The 15,376-nt window shown below is 62.3% G+C and carries 16 protein-coding genes; 5 read left to right on the forward strand and 11 right to left on the reverse strand.

Translation table 11 applies throughout. From position 1 onward, the window contains the following. Positions 1-8: 8 nt before the first annotated feature. The 3 genes from ilvB to GJ668_RS10265 all read right to left on the reverse strand — a co-directional run bounded on the left by ilvB (position 9) and on the right by GJ668_RS10265 (position 3,509). Positions 9-1,772 (reverse strand): biosynthetic-type acetolactate synthase large subunit, encoded by a 1,764-nt coding sequence (ilvB, locus tag GJ668_RS10255; RefSeq protein WP_186343023.1) that lies wholly within the window; start codon positions 1,770-1,772, stop codon positions 9-11. Positions 1,773-1,971: 199 nt separating this feature from the next. Next, on the reverse strand, positions 1,972-3,201 hold the full coding sequence (locus GJ668_RS10260) for a type II toxin-antitoxin system HipA family toxin (RefSeq protein WP_155450063.1): 1,230 nt from the start codon (positions 3,199-3,201) through the stop codon (positions 1,972-1,974). Next, on the reverse strand, positions 3,201-3,509 hold the full coding sequence (locus GJ668_RS10265; RefSeq protein ID WP_155450064.1) for a helix-turn-helix domain-containing protein: 309 nt from the start codon (positions 3,507-3,509) through the stop codon (positions 3,201-3,203). Before GJ668_RS10265 ends, GJ668_RS10260 begins: the two co-directional genes overlap by 1 nt. 636 nt (positions 3,510-4,145) lie before the next feature. On the opposite strand from GJ668_RS10265, the gene GJ668_RS10270 reads away from it, so the two are divergent. The 4 genes from GJ668_RS10270 to GJ668_RS10290 all read left to right on the forward strand — a co-directional run bounded on the left by GJ668_RS10270 (position 4,146) and on the right by GJ668_RS10290 (position 8,804). After that, on the forward strand, positions 4,146-5,333 hold the full coding sequence (locus tag GJ668_RS10270) for an AAA family ATPase (RefSeq protein WP_155450065.1): 1,188 nt from the start codon (positions 4,146-4,148) through the stop codon (positions 5,331-5,333). Then, positions 5,330-5,980: a DUF4276 family protein gene (locus GJ668_RS10275; protein WP_155450066.1), complete on the forward strand. Its 651-nt coding sequence runs from the start codon at positions 5,330-5,332 to the stop codon at positions 5,978-5,980. Before GJ668_RS10270 ends, GJ668_RS10275 begins: the two co-directional genes overlap by 4 nt. A gap of 675 nt (positions 5,981-6,655) precedes the next feature. Then, entirely contained in the window at positions 6,656-8,188 is a 1,533-nt protein-coding gene (locus GJ668_RS10285; protein ID WP_155450067.1) for an HD domain-containing phosphohydrolase, read from the forward strand. A gap of 16 nt (positions 8,189-8,204) precedes the next feature. Further along, the gene (locus GJ668_RS10290) at positions 8,205-8,804 is read left to right on the forward strand and encodes a chemotaxis protein CheB (RefSeq protein WP_155450068.1); all 600 of its coding nucleotides are present in this window, start codon (positions 8,205-8,207) and stop codon (positions 8,802-8,804) included. A gap of 38 nt (positions 8,805-8,842) precedes the next feature. Here the strand turns inward: GJ668_RS10290 and GJ668_RS10295 are convergent, their stop codons facing one another. From GJ668_RS10295 to GJ668_RS10325, 7 genes are all read right to left on the reverse strand, one after another. Beyond that, positions 8,843-9,211, reverse strand: a complete 369-nt coding sequence (locus tag GJ668_RS10295) for a DUF5615 family PIN-like protein (RefSeq protein ID WP_222930774.1) — start codon at positions 9,209-9,211, stop codon at positions 8,843-8,845. Continuing rightward, a complete protein-coding gene (locus tag GJ668_RS10300; protein ID WP_155450069.1) occupies positions 9,208-9,435 on the reverse strand; it encodes a DUF433 domain-containing protein in 228 nt (75 codons plus the stop codon). The genes GJ668_RS10295 and GJ668_RS10300 overlap by 4 nt, the downstream gene beginning before the upstream one ends. Before the next feature lie 204 nt (positions 9,436-9,639). Beyond that, the gene (locus tag GJ668_RS10305) at positions 9,640-9,837 is read right to left on the reverse strand and encodes a hypothetical protein (protein WP_155450070.1); all 198 of its coding nucleotides are present in this window, start codon (positions 9,835-9,837) and stop codon (positions 9,640-9,642) included. A gap of 106 nt (positions 9,838-9,943) precedes the next feature. Further along, positions 9,944-10,507: an HPP family protein gene (locus GJ668_RS10310; RefSeq protein WP_155450071.1), complete on the reverse strand. Its 564-nt coding sequence runs from the start codon at positions 10,505-10,507 to the stop codon at positions 9,944-9,946. Beyond that, positions 10,504-11,136: a CBS domain-containing protein gene (locus GJ668_RS10315; protein ID WP_155450072.1), complete on the reverse strand. Its 633-nt coding sequence runs from the start codon at positions 11,134-11,136 to the stop codon at positions 10,504-10,506. Before GJ668_RS10315 ends, GJ668_RS10310 begins: the two co-directional genes overlap by 4 nt. Positions 11,137-11,301: 165 nt before the next feature. Further along, a complete protein-coding gene (gene ychF / locus GJ668_RS10320; RefSeq protein WP_155450073.1) occupies positions 11,302-12,393 on the reverse strand; it encodes a redox-regulated ATPase YchF in 1,092 nt (363 codons plus the stop codon). A 54-nt stretch (positions 12,394-12,447) separates the two neighbouring features. Then, positions 12,448-13,956, reverse strand: coding sequence for a mannose-1-phosphate guanylyltransferase/mannose-6-phosphate isomerase (locus GJ668_RS10325; protein ID WP_155450074.1), 1,509 nt, complete (start codon positions 13,954-13,956; stop codon positions 12,448-12,450). Positions 13,957-14,051: 95 nt separating this feature from the next. Here GJ668_RS10325 and GJ668_RS10330 point away from each other — a divergent pair, with 95 nt between their 5' ends. Next, the gene (locus GJ668_RS10330) at positions 14,052-14,864 is read left to right on the forward strand and encodes an inositol monophosphatase family protein (protein ID WP_155450075.1); all 813 of its coding nucleotides are present in this window, start codon (positions 14,052-14,054) and stop codon (positions 14,862-14,864) included. Here the strand turns inward: GJ668_RS10330 and GJ668_RS10335 are convergent. Next, on the reverse strand, positions 14,861-15,361 hold the full coding sequence (locus GJ668_RS10335; RefSeq protein ID WP_155450076.1) for an LPS-assembly lipoprotein LptE: 501 nt from the start codon (positions 15,359-15,361) through the stop codon (positions 14,861-14,863). The two genes, GJ668_RS10330 and GJ668_RS10335, sit on opposite strands and share 4 nt — an antisense overlap. Positions 15,362-15,376: the final 15 nt, after the last annotated feature.

The following is a 15,376-nucleotide window of genomic DNA, read 5'->3' on the forward strand; positions in this document are numbered from 1 at the left end:
CTAAAAAATCAGGCCAGTTCGCGGTCGCTGTGGCTCGGCGAGAGCTGCATCTCGTGATGCCCCTTGCCGGCCATGATCATGGGATAGACGTTCTCGGTCGGGTCGACGATCACGTCGAGGAAGACGAAGCGGTCACGCATGGCGAAGGCTTCGCGCATGGCGTCTTCCAGATCCTCGGGCCGCTCGATGCGCATCCCGACATGGCCGAAGCTCTCGGCGAGCTTGACGAAATCGGGCAGCGCGTCGACATAGGAGTGCGAGTAGCGGCTCTCGTAGAACAGCTCCTGCCACTGGCGCACCATGCCCATGTAGCCGTTGTTGAGCAGCACCACCTTGATCGGCAGCCGGTATTGCTGACAGGTCGCCAGCTCCTGGATGCACATCAGGATACTGGCATCGCCTGAGATACAGGCCACCTGCGCCTCGGGATGGGCCAGTTGGGCGCCAATCGCGGCCGGCAGACCATAGCCCATGGTGCCGAGTCCGCCCGAGTTGATCCAGCGGCGCGGCGCGTCGAACGGGTAGAACTGGGCGGCGAACATCTGGTGCTGGCCGACGTCGGAGGCCAGATAGAGCTCACCGTTGGTGACCTTGTAGAGCGTCTCGACCGCGAACTGCGGCTTGATGGCGGTGGTATTGGCCGGATACTTGAGACAGTTGAGCGCGCGCCATTCGCCGATCTTGGTCCACCAGTCATTGAGCGCGTTGGCGGGCGATTTGGGTTGCTGCTCGCGGTAGAGCCGGAGCATGTCGGCGAGCACGCTCGCGACCTGACCGACGATGGGCACGTCGACCTTAACGTTCTTGGCGATCGAGGCCGGATCGACGTCGATGTGGATAATCTGGGCGTGCGGACAGAAGTGCTCGATCTTGCCGGTGACGCGATCGTCGAAGCGCGCACCGATGGCGATCAGCACGTCGGTCTCGTGCATCGCCATGTTGGCCTCATAGGTACCGTGCATCCCCAGCATGCCGAGGAACTGCGGGTCGGTCATGGGGAAGGCGCCCAGGCCCATGAGGGTGCTGGTGATCGGAAAGCCGGTCGCCTTCACCAGTTCGGTCAGTTGCGCCGAGCCGTCGCCGAGCACCACGCCGCCGCCGGTATAGAACACCGGGCGCTTGGCCGCCAGCATCAGGTCGACGGCCTTGCGGATCTGGCCCAGATGGCCCTTCTCCACCGGGTTGTAGGAACGCAGCTTGATCTCGCGTGGGTAGACGTAGGGGATCTTGATATTCGGGTCGGTAACGTCCTTGGGGATGTCGACCACCACCGGCCCCGGACGCCCCGTGGTCGCGATATGGAACGCCTTGCGGATGGTCAGGGCTAGGTCGCGCACGTCCTTGACCAGGAAGTTGTGCTTGACGCACGGACGGGTGATGCCGACCGTGTCGACTTCCTGGAAGGCATCGCTGCCGATGAAGGGCGTGGGCACCTGTCCGGTCAGCACCACCATCGGGATCGAGTCCATGTAGGCGGTGGCGATGCCGGTGACGGCATTGGTCGCGCCCGGCCCCGAGGTGACGAGGCAGACGCCGCACTTGCCGGTGGCGCGTGCATAGCCGTCGGCGGCATGGGCCGCCGCCTGCTCGTGACGCACCAGGATGTGCTTGAGCGAGCCCTGTTTGAACAGGGCGTCGTAGATATGCAGCACCGCCCCGCCGGGGTAACCGAAGACCAGCTCGACGCCTTCGTCGACCAGCGCCTGGATGACGATCTCCGCCCCGCTCAGCTCCGGCACCGCCCCGTCCGGTTGTGCATCAGTCAGTGACACCTTGAGCGACCTCCGCTTCGGCCCGCTCGCCGGAATGCCGCTCGCGCGTCGGGCGTGGAACGCCGACGGGTTGAGGGACTCCGGGAGAGCGAAGACTAGAAATTGAAAAAGAGGTTGACGTTACAGGGATCTTTGGTGGTGGTCAAGATCGTTCGAGAGTGATTCGGATGCTGCTCGCTCGAAAGCGATCGGGAGCGCTTCATCGTCCGTCATCCAAACGCTGGCGACAGACCTCAATCGCCGAGCTGATCTCTCGCACCGTCGCACGGCGAATCGGAAAGGCGGCCGCACGCCGGGCAAAGCTGGCGGCCTGTTCCAGCATCCGCTCGATGATCCCTTCCGCCGCACTCGAGGCCACTCCGCCCTCCATCGCCAGACGCCGCAAATGGTCGCGACCCACAGCCGCACCTTCCCCGCAAATGTCCATGTGATGTTGCCCCATCGGTCCCGCGCTGAAAGTCAGATCGAAGGCCGGCGCCAAACGCCAGCGCCGGTCACGCCCCAGACGCCAGGCCAGGTTCTTTGGATGGTCGTCGCGGTTGTGAAACAGGACGTTGAAGACCGCGCGGGCATAGGCGTTTTCCACCTCGCGCTCATCCCGCGTCAGAAAGCGCGTGGCACGCAGAAACGCGGTGTAGTCCGTGGCTCCCGGCAGACGGAAGTCCACCTGCAACAGTCCGGCCAGGCTATGTACCGGGACGCGCAGCCCCTGTTCACGGTCGAAGCGCGCCACACCGAAGGCGGCCAGCCGGGGTGACAGGTCGAACCAGGCACTATCCGGCACCTCCAGTCCACAATCCCGCGCCAGCTCGGCATAGAGCTGCTCGATAGCACAGACCTCCTTGTGCTCACCCTGGGCCGGAAACTTCACCAGCCAGGGCAGTCCCGACGCATTCGCGAGTGTGCTGACTTGACCCGTAGCGGCCTCGTACTGCACCAGAGCCTTGGGACGCGCGCCCTGCGGTGAACCGCCGGTCAGTGCCAATTCACGCAAGGCGGCTCCCGCTTCGCCGGACAGGGCGCGGGCACTTTCCTCAGCCAGCGCCAGCAGATTCCAGTCCGGCTCCTCGACATCCGCCTCACGCGCCGGCACGAAACGCAAGGCCCCCATGGCGCGATCACCGATGAACGCCAGACGATCCAGCGGACTGGGATAACGCACACCCTGCCGACGAAATAGTCGATCCATCAGCATCAGACCCCAACCATCCGGCAGACTGTCGGCGATCAAGCCCGGCAGGCGATACAAATGCTCCGGAAAACCGCCATAGGCCGGCGCGCGCAGCTTGAGTGACAGCGGCGACAACTCCAGCCCCTGTACGAGCGCTTCGGGCGCATACTCGAACAGCAGGTTCGAGCCGTCATCGGCCACTCGACCCAGCGGCCAGTCCTCACCCCAACCGCTGTAATGCACGATCAATCGCTGCATCAGACTTTCCGCCGTGGTGCACGCCGGCGTTGGCCGGCGACTTCGGCCTGCTCCATCTGCGCGATGGACAGGCGCTTGAGCACGAACAGGCCTTCCAGCTCCTCGACCAGTCCCAGCGCCTGAACCACACGAATCAGGGTTTCCAGCGAACTCTGACCATCCTGCTCCAGCTTGCGCACGGCCCCCAGAGACAGCCCGGCCATCTGAGCCAGATCGCGCTGTGACAGTGCTTGAGCCAGACGCTGTGTCCGCAGGCGAGAACCGAGTGTCTGCTGAATCTCGGTGGGTACTGCAAAATTAAAAACCATTTTTATGGCTCTAAAGCTCAGAGAAAGACGTTAAGAGCCATCATAATGAATTTTAGCGTTACAGGGATCGTCGGCAGTGGTCAAGATCGTTCGCAACCGCTCCAGCCCTCCTGCCCCAGGTGTGTCCGTCATCGAACAGACGGTCATGGCGGTTTCGGTCAGGCTGACACGGACTTGTGACGCGGCCAAACAGATCGTCGTGAAGGATCGTCAGGGCGCAGGCGCGGGTTCGTGGGTGCAACAAGCTTGTGGCCGACGCCGTGCTCGATCACCCCAACGCCCATCGCCCATCGCGCCAGTCCCGTCGAACCTTCGGAACACTGGATGCTGATAAGTTAAAGTTAAGTCAAAGTGACTTAAAATGACTTAAGTTAAGTCAAAATTGGTTTAAGTCACCGTGACTTATTATAAAATAATCTTAGAATATCAGTTGCTTAGTACCGTAGCCCCCTCGCTCCTGGGGTCGCTCCGCGATCTCGCCCGGTGGTTCGGATGCACTGGCCGCGATGGGCGCTGGTGATCGCTCATGCGTAGGCAATCCCGCATCTTCGCAGCCGGGCAAAGGTTCAGCCTCGGTCTTGATCTCATCGCAGAGCCGGAGTTTCTGGAGCGCATGTTCTTGGTGAGGACGTTTGAATGACCGCCACAACGCCACCCGCCAGAACCAACCGGATTCGTTCGGTCACCATCGAAGGTTTTCGCAGCCTGAAGAACATTCGGAATCTGGAGCTGCCGCCGCTCACCGTGCTCATCGGGGCCAACGGCGCAGGCAAGTCCACCTTGATCCGCTTCTTCGAGATGCTGAGCTGGATGCTCAAGACGAAGAACCTGCAGGAGTTCGTGCTTCGCCACGGGGGAGGCGACGACCAGTTCTTCATGGGTGCGCGCAAGACGCCGCGCATCCATGCCGAGCTATGTCTGGAGACCGCATTAGGTTGGAACGACTATCGGTTTGATCTGGCCCACATCCCGGCCGGAGATTCGGTGATGGTGATGAACGAAGCCTATCGGTATTCGGCCCACGACATTCCGATCAAGGCGAAATGGACCGAGATTGACGCTGTGGGAAAGGAGTCCAGCCTGTTGGAGAACAAGCACGAGACGGCCCAAACCATCGTCAATCTACTGCGGCAGTGTTGCACCTATCATTTCCACGACACATCCATCAACGCAGCCCTTCACAACCGCTGGGACGTCACCGACTCGTTCCGCCTGCGCTCTGACGGCGGCAATCTCGCCGCCGTGCTGCTGGATCTGCGCCATAGAGACCACAAACGCTACGCGCTGATCGTCAAACAGATTAGCCGTGTGTTGCCGGCGTTCAAGGACTTTGTACTGGAAGAAGAAGCCGGCAAGGTGCTGTTGCGCTGGATGGGCCGGCAAAGCGACAAGGTCTTCGGCTCGCACCTCACGTCGGACGGGTCGCTGCGCCTGTTCTGCCTGTTGACGCTGTTGAACCTGCCGCCCGAGCGGTTGCCGGACGTGATGTTCTTCGATGAGCCTGAATTGGGGCTGCATCCTCATGCCATCACCCTGGTAGCCGAGATGTTCAAACGCTTGTCCAAACAGCGGCAGATCTTCATCGCCACGCAGTCGCCCTACCTGGTCGACTGCTTCGAGCTGGAAAACATCATTGTGGCCAACGCCAACAACGGCGAGACCCTGTTGCGCAACCTGCCGCGCGAGCACTATCAGCGCTGGCTGGACGAGGAATACGCGCTGTCCGACATCTGGTTGCAGCAGGCCACGGGCGGCGTGGCCTGGTTGGGTGACGACCAGCCCGTCAAGCGTGAAAGTTCCTTGGAGGCGGGTCGGGTCGAATGATCCGGGTTTGCATCATCTGCGAAGGCTCCACCGAGGTGGAGTTCGTCAACCGCTGCCTGGAGCCGTACCTGCGACCCAGCGGCGTCAGCGCCTACGGAACCGTGTTGAGCGCCAAGTCGGGCCGCCATCGTGGCGGGCGTGTCACCTTAGACCGACTGGCCAACAAGATCTCACTGCACTACAGCGAGGCCGATTACGTCTCCACACTGGTGGACTTCTACGGCTTTCAAGACCGCGCCGGCCGCACCCGATCTCAACTCGAAGCCGACATTGCCGCAGCCGCGCGGGCCATCACCACGGGCTATGACCCACGCTATGTGCTGCCTTACGTGCAGATGCATGAATTCGAGGGCCTGTTGTTCACCAATCCCGCCGACTTCGAGTGGGCGGAAGACGGCTGGAGCGAAGACGCGAAAGCCAAACTGATGGCTGTGGCCCGGGCCTTTCCCAACCCGGAAGACATCAACGACAGCCCCGAGACCGCGCCGTCCAAGCGGATTCTGAGCATCTTTCCCGACGGCACCTATTCAAAGCCCGAGCACGGCCCACTGATCGCCGAAGCGACGGGCATCGCCGCGATTCGGGCCAAATGCCCGGCTTTCAACGAGTGGGTGGGGACACTTCAAGCCTGGGGCAGCACAGCCTGAAATAGCAACGAAAAGACAGACCGGCCGACCGGCTGCTAAAAACGCTGTTTCCACCAGGGCCGCGCGATCTGGCGGCCATCGCCGAACTCGGGCTGAAGCTGTTCTAGACGCTCGACACCCACATCCACGCCGATCACATCACGACCGCGCTGGATCTGGCCTATCCGACCTTCATCGACTATGCGGTGCCGGGAAACCGGGAATGCGGCGTCTGTCCCGCCGACGCGCCGGAAAATCTACAGCGGTATTGCCGGCAGATGAGTGACAGTCGGCAGGGTTGAGGTGCGTCCTGGCGCAGCGGTCCTGTTCGTGCGCATTCCGCAACAGGCGCGGGGACTCGACGCTTATGTACGCTACCGAACGGATGTTGCTTGAATGTTTCAGTAAGCTCTGCTTCAGGCTTCGATCGGTGTTGCGTCCCGTGAGCAACTCAGGCAGGGTCTCATAGCCCTTGGGATAGACATCCTCATACTTGACCGTGCGCCACAGACGCTCGACGCCGACGCGCTGCTGGATGTCGCCCGAACACTGGAGACCCTGCTGCGGACTTAAACCAGAAATGGAGGCCGCGAGACGGGCGGCCTAACCGCGCTTGGCGCGGTGCGCTATCCCTCCCCGCCCTGAAGGACGGGGTTTCTCGCGGAAGACTGATGAATCAAGGATTTTGCAGAAAACATGGTCGCCCCATCGAGAGCTGATCAAGCCCTGCGCCTATCGGAAGCGCGCTATCGCCGCCTGTTTGAAACCGCGCAGGACGGCATCCTGCTGCTCAATGCCGAGACCGCGCAGATCGAGGATGTCAATCCCTTTCTGATCAACCTGCTCGGCTATTCGTATGACGAATTCCTGGGCAAGAAGCTCTGGGAGATCGGTGCCTTCAAGGACACCGCACTGAGCATCGACATGTTTATCGAACTGAGGGCGACCCGCTGCGTTCGATACGACAACCTGCCGCTGGAGCGTAAGGACGGACGCCGGATTTCCGTCGAGTATGTCAGCAACATCTACGAGTGTGCGGGAATGGATGTCATCCAGTGCAATATCCGCGACAACACGACGCGACATCTGGCGGAGATGGCGTTAAGCACGACGACGCGGGCACTCAAAATGCTCAGTGAGAGTAATGTGGCGTTGCTCAGTTCAAAGTCGGAAGCCACGTTACTGACCGAATATTGCCGGATCGCCGTCGAAACCGGCGGCTATCGCATGGCCTGCGTCGGTTTTGCACACACGGAGAAAGATCAAAGCCTCCAAACGGTTGCGCTCTATGGTCACAAGGCCGGCGATTCAGCGGTCGGCCCCCTGACCTGGGCGGAAACAACGCCGGGCGATGACCTGATCGGACGCGCGCTTCGGTCGGGACACGTCCAATTCTCAGAGGATATTTCCACGGACCCGGTGATGACGCCCTGGCGGGCCGAGGCGCTGGCGCGTGGCTACCATTCCGTCATCGCCGTGCCCTTTGCGCTCCCCAGCGGGGCGATGGCCTGTTTGATCCTGTACAGCGAGCGGCGTGATGCCTGGTCTGACTCCGAACGGAAACTGTTGCAGGAAATGGCGGCCGACCTGGCCTTTGGAATCGCCGCCCTGCGCACGGCGGCGGCCAAGATGCAGTATGAGCAGAACCTGCAAATCAGCCTGGAGCAAACCATCCAGGTCATTGCCGACACCATCGAAGAGCGCGACGCCTACACGGCCGGCCATCAACGCCGGGTGGCGAACCTCTGCACCCGCATCGCCATGGAACTCGGATTATCGGCGGATCGCCTGCGTGGTCTTCATCTCGCGGCGACGATTCATGATCTGGGAAAAATCAGCATTCCGGCCGAGATCCTGGCCAAGCCCCGGCGCCTGAGCGCGATGGAATTCGGACTGATCAAGGAACATCCGACCATCGGATTCGAGATTCTCAAAAAGGTCATTTTCCCCTGGCCGATTGCCACCATCATTCATCAACATCACGAGCGGATCGATGGTTCCGGCTATCCGCTGGGCCTGACGGGAGAGGCCATCCTGCTGGAATCCAGAATCCTCGCCGTCGCCGACGTGGTGGAGGCGATGGCCTCGCACCGACCCTACAGATCCGCTCTGGGTCTTGAAGCGGCTCTGGACGAAATCACCACGCATCGCGGCCTCACCTTCGATGCCGACGTAGTGGATGCCTGTCTGCGTGTCTTCCGGGATCGGGGATACAGCATTGAGGCTTAGGAAAGGTACCGAGTCCATGAAAGCCAAGCGTTTTGAAACCGATTTTCCGATTGTGTGCGTGGGTGGATCGGCCGGCGGTCTCGATGCCTATATCCGGTTACTCCGGCAGCTGCCGAGCGACACAGGGGCGGCAATCGTCATCGTGAATCACCTGAGAACCGTCGACACCCGACTGCACGAGATTCTCCCGAATTACACCCGGATGCCGGTCGAGCTGATCACGGAACGCCTGCTGATTCAGCCGAACCATGTGTTCATCATCCCGGCACAGCGGGATTTACACATTTGCGATGACGAGTTTCGTCTCAAGCCGATCTCAAAGCCGAGGGGATGGCCGGATGTGATCACGGTCTTTCTGCGTTCACTCACGCAGTATTGGGACGGCACGCTGATCGCCGTCATCGTCTCGGGCTACGATGGCGATGGGGCGGCGGCGCTCTGCGGAATCAAGGACGTGGGAGGCATCACCATCGCGCAGACGCTCGCAACCGCCACGCAGCCGGAGATGCCGGAGAGCGCCATCGCCAGCGGGTGTATCGATTTCGTACTTTCACCCGAAGAGATTGCGCTAAAAATCGTCGGTATTGCCGGCGAGTCCAACACACAGAACCACTAAACGCTGACCGGCAGCCCGGATCGACTGAGATCGGAGAGTCAGAGGGGCAACACCCGTACCCGACTGCGTCCGGGCTCGATGAGCAGCAGGGCACCGGCCTCCAAGTCGAGGTGAAAGCGCCGCAGCGAGTGGATCAATGTCTCGGCAATCTGTTCAGGCAGTACCTTTGTCCCCCTGAGCTGAACCAGACTCGGCCCGCCGGCATGTGTGAGTGCGAGCATGCTCGAGAAATCCAGGTCGTGGCTGAAGACGACGTGGCCGTTGGCGATCGCCCAATCCATGATCTCGCGGTCAGGTGCCGTGGGATCTCCAACCTGCTTCCAATGCACGGCATCAAATCCCGCTTCCTTGAGAACAGGCACCCAGTCGGGCGAGAGATTGACATCGATGACCAGTCGCAGGGTCATGCTGCCGTAAGAACCTCTTCGCGCTCTTCAAGACGCCAGGCGGCATAGGCAAGCGCGGCATCCAGATCCGCCGGCTCCAGGTAGGGGTAAGCCTCCAGGATGCGCTCCCGGCTGACGCCCTCGGCCATGAGTCCGAGGACTGTTCCCACTGTGACTCTGAGACCTCGGAGGCAGGGCTTGCCGCCCATCACCGCCGGATTCAAGGTGATTCGATCAATGTCCATGGTGATCCTCAAGACCCGGTTCGCGAAAGGTCGTGTTGTGAATGCTTGCACGGCAAAGCTTAAATCATTGTTTTTCAGAAGTCTGCCGGAAACGATGCACAAATTTGCACCACGCCTTTATGTCCCCAATCGCCCTTCTCGCTCGGAGCTTTTCTCTCATTCCAAACCCCGTTCACAGCGGGGCGCCAGAAAGAGGCTTGAACCTCAGTAGCCAGCCTCTTCCCAAACCGCCTCCTTTTCCACCGCATCCATAAAACCTTCCACGGTGAAGCCTCCTGGGTAAAGCGATGTTTCAGTGTGAGCCTCCTCCGCTATGGCAAGTTCATCGGCTTGATACCGACCAGACAAGATGCCTTCAGGATCATTCAACAAATGCCGGTCGTCCCGCAGGGCGATCAGCACCTCCTCCAGGGATACCTTGAGAAAGCCGCTGAATCGCTGATGATCGCATTCGATCGAGGTATCGACGATCCAGCCATGGACCGAGACTGAGACCGAGTCGAGTCGGCTACAGCCAGAACTCAGGATAGCGCCTGGCGGCGGGGAGATTGTTGAACAGCAGTGCCACCACCAACAGTACCAGCGGCCCCAGCGTAGCCGGAAGCAGCACGAAGAGATAGCCCATGGCATGCACCTGGTCGGAGCCGATGACGGCGATGAGCGCCGTCGCCCCGCCCGGAGGATGCAGGGTGCGGGTCAGATGCATCAGAGCAATGGCGGTGGCGACCGCGACCGCCTGCGCCAGCCAGGGCTCGCCACCCAGCCACTGCCAGCAGGTCACGCCCACCAACGCTGAGAGCACATGCCCGCCGATGAGATTGCGCGGCTGGGCCAGTGGGCTGCGTACCGCGCCGAAGACCAGCACCGCCGAAGCGCCGAGCGAGCCGATGGCGAGCGTCAGATCAGTCCCGACGAAGAACCACTGATTGAGCCAGGCGACGGCGGCAATCCCCAGAAACGCGCCGGCCCACGACCAGAGCACCTCCGGCAGGCTGACGCGGGGCGGGCTGCCATAGACGCTGCCGCGCATCTTGCTCAAATAGTCACTGAGTCTATCGCCATGGAGTCTCATGAGCGGCGATCCGGATGATAGGCGGCCAGAAAGACCTTGCGCTGAAGCAGCCCTGCCAGACGCCCATCGGCTGCAAGGACCGGCATGGCGCGGCCGGGATGGCTGGCGAAGGCGGCGAGCAGCTCACGCAGTCCGGCGTCCAGCGGTACACTCACCACAGGCGAGGTCATGAACTCGCCGACCGCACGATGGTACGGATCCGACTTGATCCACGGCTCGTCCGTGATCACCCGCGCCAGCAGGCCGAGAAAGGTCTCGGCCCCAAGCCAGCGCAGCACATCGGTCTCGGTCAGGATGCCAAGCACTTGCTGCTGCCCGTCCACCACCGGCAGCGATTTCAGCCCCTGATGCACGAAGCTGGGGATGGCCTCGGCGAGCGAAATCTCGGGCGTCAGCGGATTGACCTCGCGGCGCATCAGCCGTCCGGCGGTGATGCCGCTGAACAGCCGGTCGAGCGCGTGACGATGCGCCAGACGATAGATGGCGCGGAAATCCATCGTGCTGATATCGAGATAGCCGGGGATCTCGCGCATCGCCTCCAGGATGTCGGCGTCGGTGAACTCGATATCAGCAAGGTCGCCCTGAGCGGACGACGGCTCCGACGAATCGCGGGACGAGCGCTGGGTCATTGCACGGAACCTCCAGGGCGATGGGTTCGCCAGTTGGCTCATTGCACACGCGCACGACGATTGACGCCTTGATGCAGGTCAAGTCCAGGGTCACGTCGGGTAGCGCCCAGGATGCGCTGAGATCGCTACCAGGCTCCCAACCCGCAACGAGAACCTCCCCCAGCCTCAGACGTTGAACCTGAAGTGGATGATGTCGCCATCCTGGACGACATATTCCTTGCCTTCCGAGCGTAGCTTGCCAGCCTCTTTGGCGCCCTGCTCGCCCTTGCAGGCGACGAAATCCTCATAGGCGATCACCTCGGCGCGGATGAAACCGCGCTCGAAGTCGGTGTGGATGACGGCGGCGGCCTGGGGGGCTTTGGACTGCTTGGGAATGGTCCAGGCGCGCACCTCCTTGGGTCCGGCGGTGAAATAGGTCTCCAGACCCAGCAGCCGATAACCGGCGCGCACCACGCGGTTCAGGCCCGGTTCATCCAGCCCGAGATCGGCCAGGAACTCATCGCGTGCCTCATCGTCGAGTTCGAGGATCTCGGCCTCGATCGCCGCGCACACCGGCACCACCACCGCGCCCTCGGCCTCAGCCAGTGCCCGCACGCGGTCGAGCAGCGGGTTGTTCTCGAAGCCGTCCTCGGACACATTGGCGATATACATGGTCGGCTTGGCCGTCAGCAGGAACAGATCGCGTAGCTCGTCGAGTGCGTCGTCATCCAGACCCAGGGCGCGGATCGGCTGGCCGGCGTCGAGCTGGGCCTGCGCCCGTTCCAGGATCTCCTTACGCTTGAGGATCTGCTTGTCGCCGGTCTTGGCGGCACGCTGCGCCCGGTCGAGCGCCTTGCCAACCGATTCCAGATCGGCCAGCGCCAGCTCGGTGTTGATGACCTCGATATCGCCGAGCGGATCGACCTTGCCCGCGACATGCACCACGTCATCGTTCTCGAAGCAGCGCACCACATGGGCGATGGCATCGGTCTCGCGGATATTGGCCAGGAACTTGTTGCCCAGCCCCTCGCCTTTGGACGCACCGGCCACCAGCCCGGCGATGTCGACGAACTGCATCGAGGTCGGCAGCACCTTCTGCGGCTTGGTGATGCCGGCGATGACATCGAGCCGGGGGTCAGGCAGCGGCACCACGCCGACATTGGGGTCGATGGTGCAGAAGGGGTAGTTCTCGGCCGCGATGGCCGCCTTGGTCAGGGCATTGAAAAGGGTCGACTTGCCGACGTTGGGCAGACCGACGATGCCGCATTTGAATCCCATGTGATGTAAACCGCGTTGTGATCGAGTGAAATGAGTGAAAAATCAGGTGGTGCGTCAATCCTGGCGCGGCTCGACCGGATCGCGATTGTAGCGATCCTCGAAGCGCACGATGTCGTCCTCGCCCAGATAGCTGCCGGACTGGACCTCGATCAGTTCGAGCGGGATGCGGCCCGGATTCTCCAGCCGATGCGTGGTACCGACCGGGATATAGGTCGACTGGTTCTCGGTGAGCAGAAAGCTTTTGTCGTCACAGCTCACGCGCGCCGTCCCTGAGACGACGATCCAGTGCTCGGCGCGATGATGATGCATCTGCAATGACAGCGATTCGCCGGGCTTCACGGTCAGGCGCTTGACCTGATAGCGCGATCCCTGCCCGATCGACTCATAAGCGCCCCAGGGCCGATGCACGCGCTGATGATGAATATATTCGTCGCGGTTCTGATGCTGGAGGAACTGGGTGACGGCCTTGACGTCCTGCGCCGCCTCCTTGGTCGCGACCAGCACCGCATCCGGGGTCTCGACCACGATCAGATTGTCGACGCCGATGGCCGCCACCATGCGATGCTTGGCCACCAGCAGATTGTCGTGCGCATTGTGAACGAACGCATCGCCATCGAGCACGTTGCCGCTGGCGTCCTGCTCGCGCACTTCCCACAGCGCCGACCAGGCGCCGACGTCCGACCAGCCGACGTTGAGCGGAATCACGATCGCCGACGGCAGATCGCGGCCCTCCCCGCCTCGGGCCGCACGCGCCAGCGGCTCCATGACCGCATAGTCGATCGAATCGCTCGGGCAGGCCGCGAACAGTGTGCCGTCGAGACGCAGGAAGTCGCCGTCGCTTGTGGCGCTCTCGAACGCCAGGGTCACAGCCTGCGCGATGTCGGGCCGGAAGCGCTCGATGAGCGTCAGCCACACCGAAGCGCGCAGCACGAAGATTCCGCTATTCCACAGATAATCGCCCGAGGCCAGATAGCGCTGGGCGGTTTCGGCATCGGGTTTTTCGACGAAGCCGTCGAGCGCGTAGGCCGCGCCGTGCAGATCGGCCATCTCGAAGGGCGCACCCTGACGGATGTAGCCATAGCCGGTCTCGGGCTTGCTCGGCACGATGCCGAAGGTGACAACGGCGCCGTCGCGTGCAAGGGCGTGCGCATCGGCGACAGCGGCGCGAAAACCGGGTTCGTCGCGGATGTTGTGATCGGCGGGCATCACCAGCATCACCGGATCGTCATCAGACGGCGCGGCAACGAGCGCGGCCAGTGTCAGCGCGGGCGCGGTGTTGCGTCCCTTGGGTTCGAGCACGATGGAGGCCGGACGCCGCCCTATGAGCCGCAGTTGCTCAGCGACCAGAAAGCGATGGGCATCGTTACAGACCACCAGCGGATCGCGCTGCACGATGGCCTGGCGCGGATGCTCCTCAGCCAGACCGTCGAGCCGTCCGACCGTTTCCTGCAGCATGGTATGCTGACTGGTCAGCGGCAGGAACTGCTTGGGATAGGCTTCACGCGAAAGCGGCCAGAGTCGCGTGCCGGATCCACCGGAAAGAATGACGGGTTGTAAAGGCATCGCAACAGGCTCCAAGCTTGAAATCGAAGAATAAAGGCGTGAATTAAACCGCGTCCGGCGCCCGATGTGTAGCTCACCGAACCAAGAGGCCACCTATGACAGCCGAACCGACCCATCTCGCCCGTTTGCTCCGCGAGACCGCCGCGACCGCCATCCTGCCCAACTGGCATGGGATCGAGGCGCGACACAAGTCTGACGGCAGCTTCGTCACCGAGTCCGATCTGGCCGCACAGCGTCATCTGGCGGCGGCACTTGCACGCGACTTCCCCGGTATCCCACTGCTCGGCGAGGAGATGACGCCCGCTGAGCAGGAACAGATGCTCCAGCAGGCTGACCGCGCCCTGTGGGTGGTCGACCCGCTGGATGGCACCAGCAACTATGCCGCGGGCTTTCCCGCGTTCTCGATCTCGCTGGCGCTGATCGAAGGCGGCCAGCCGGTGCTGGGTGCGATCCTCGACCCGGTGCGCGATGAGTGTTTCGTCGCCGCCAAGGGCCAGGGCGCGTCCCTGAACGGCCAGCCGATCCAGCCCTTCGCCCCGAGCCGATCGCTCAAGGACTGTCTGGCGATGGCCGATCTCAAACGGCTCCCGCCGGCGCAACTCCAGACCATCACCAGTCACGCCTGCTTCAGCTCGCAACGCAGTCTCGGCTCGGTGGCGCTCGAATGGTGCTGGCTGGCCGCCGGGCGTTTTCAGCTCTATCTGCACGGCGGTCAAAAGCTCTGGGACTATGCCGCCGGGCGTCTGATCGCCGATGAAGCGGGTGCGGCGGCCTGCCATTTGATCCCGGACAGCCTCGAACCCAGCCCAGCGATCACGCTGGAACCCCGGCTGGCCATCGCCGCCGCTAACGTCGAGCTGCTCGCGGCCTGGCGCGCCTGTCTGGAACTGGACGTAACCGCCGATTAGCGCAACACCGCCCACAGCCGCATCAGGATGCGGTCAGCCGCCTCGACCGCGAAGTCTTCGTAGATCATCGCCTGTTCAAGCTGCTTGCCGAGCACCTCGACGTCCGGGTTGTCGAAGTTGCGTGTCAGATCGAGCGTTTGCGGCAAGAGCCGGGCTTGGCCGTCCGCTCCAACGGCATCGAACTTGATCAGATAATGCAGCTCATAGGCGAGCGTTTTGCCATTGAGATCGACGGCCGCCACCCGCTCGGAGCGGTTCTCGGACAGGATGCGCAGCGTCAGCTTCGCCTCCGTCGGGTTGGTCGTCAGCCTGACCTGACTGCCTGCCAGCAGGTCGCGGATGGCGCGCTCGACCGGCGAAGCCCAGGGTGCCTGGATCAGCAACGGGTTGTATTCGGCTGGAATCTCGACGCTGCCGCGCAGCCGGAAACCGCAACCGGCCTGTAACGTCAGGATCAGTACCAACAGACCCATGAAGGTCATCTTCGTCCGCGCCATTGCACCCAACCTCTT

Source organism: Allochromatium palmeri (assembly GCF_009720725.1).
Lineage (GTDB): Bacteria > Pseudomonadota > Gammaproteobacteria > Chromatiales > Chromatiaceae > Thermochromatium > Thermochromatium palmeri.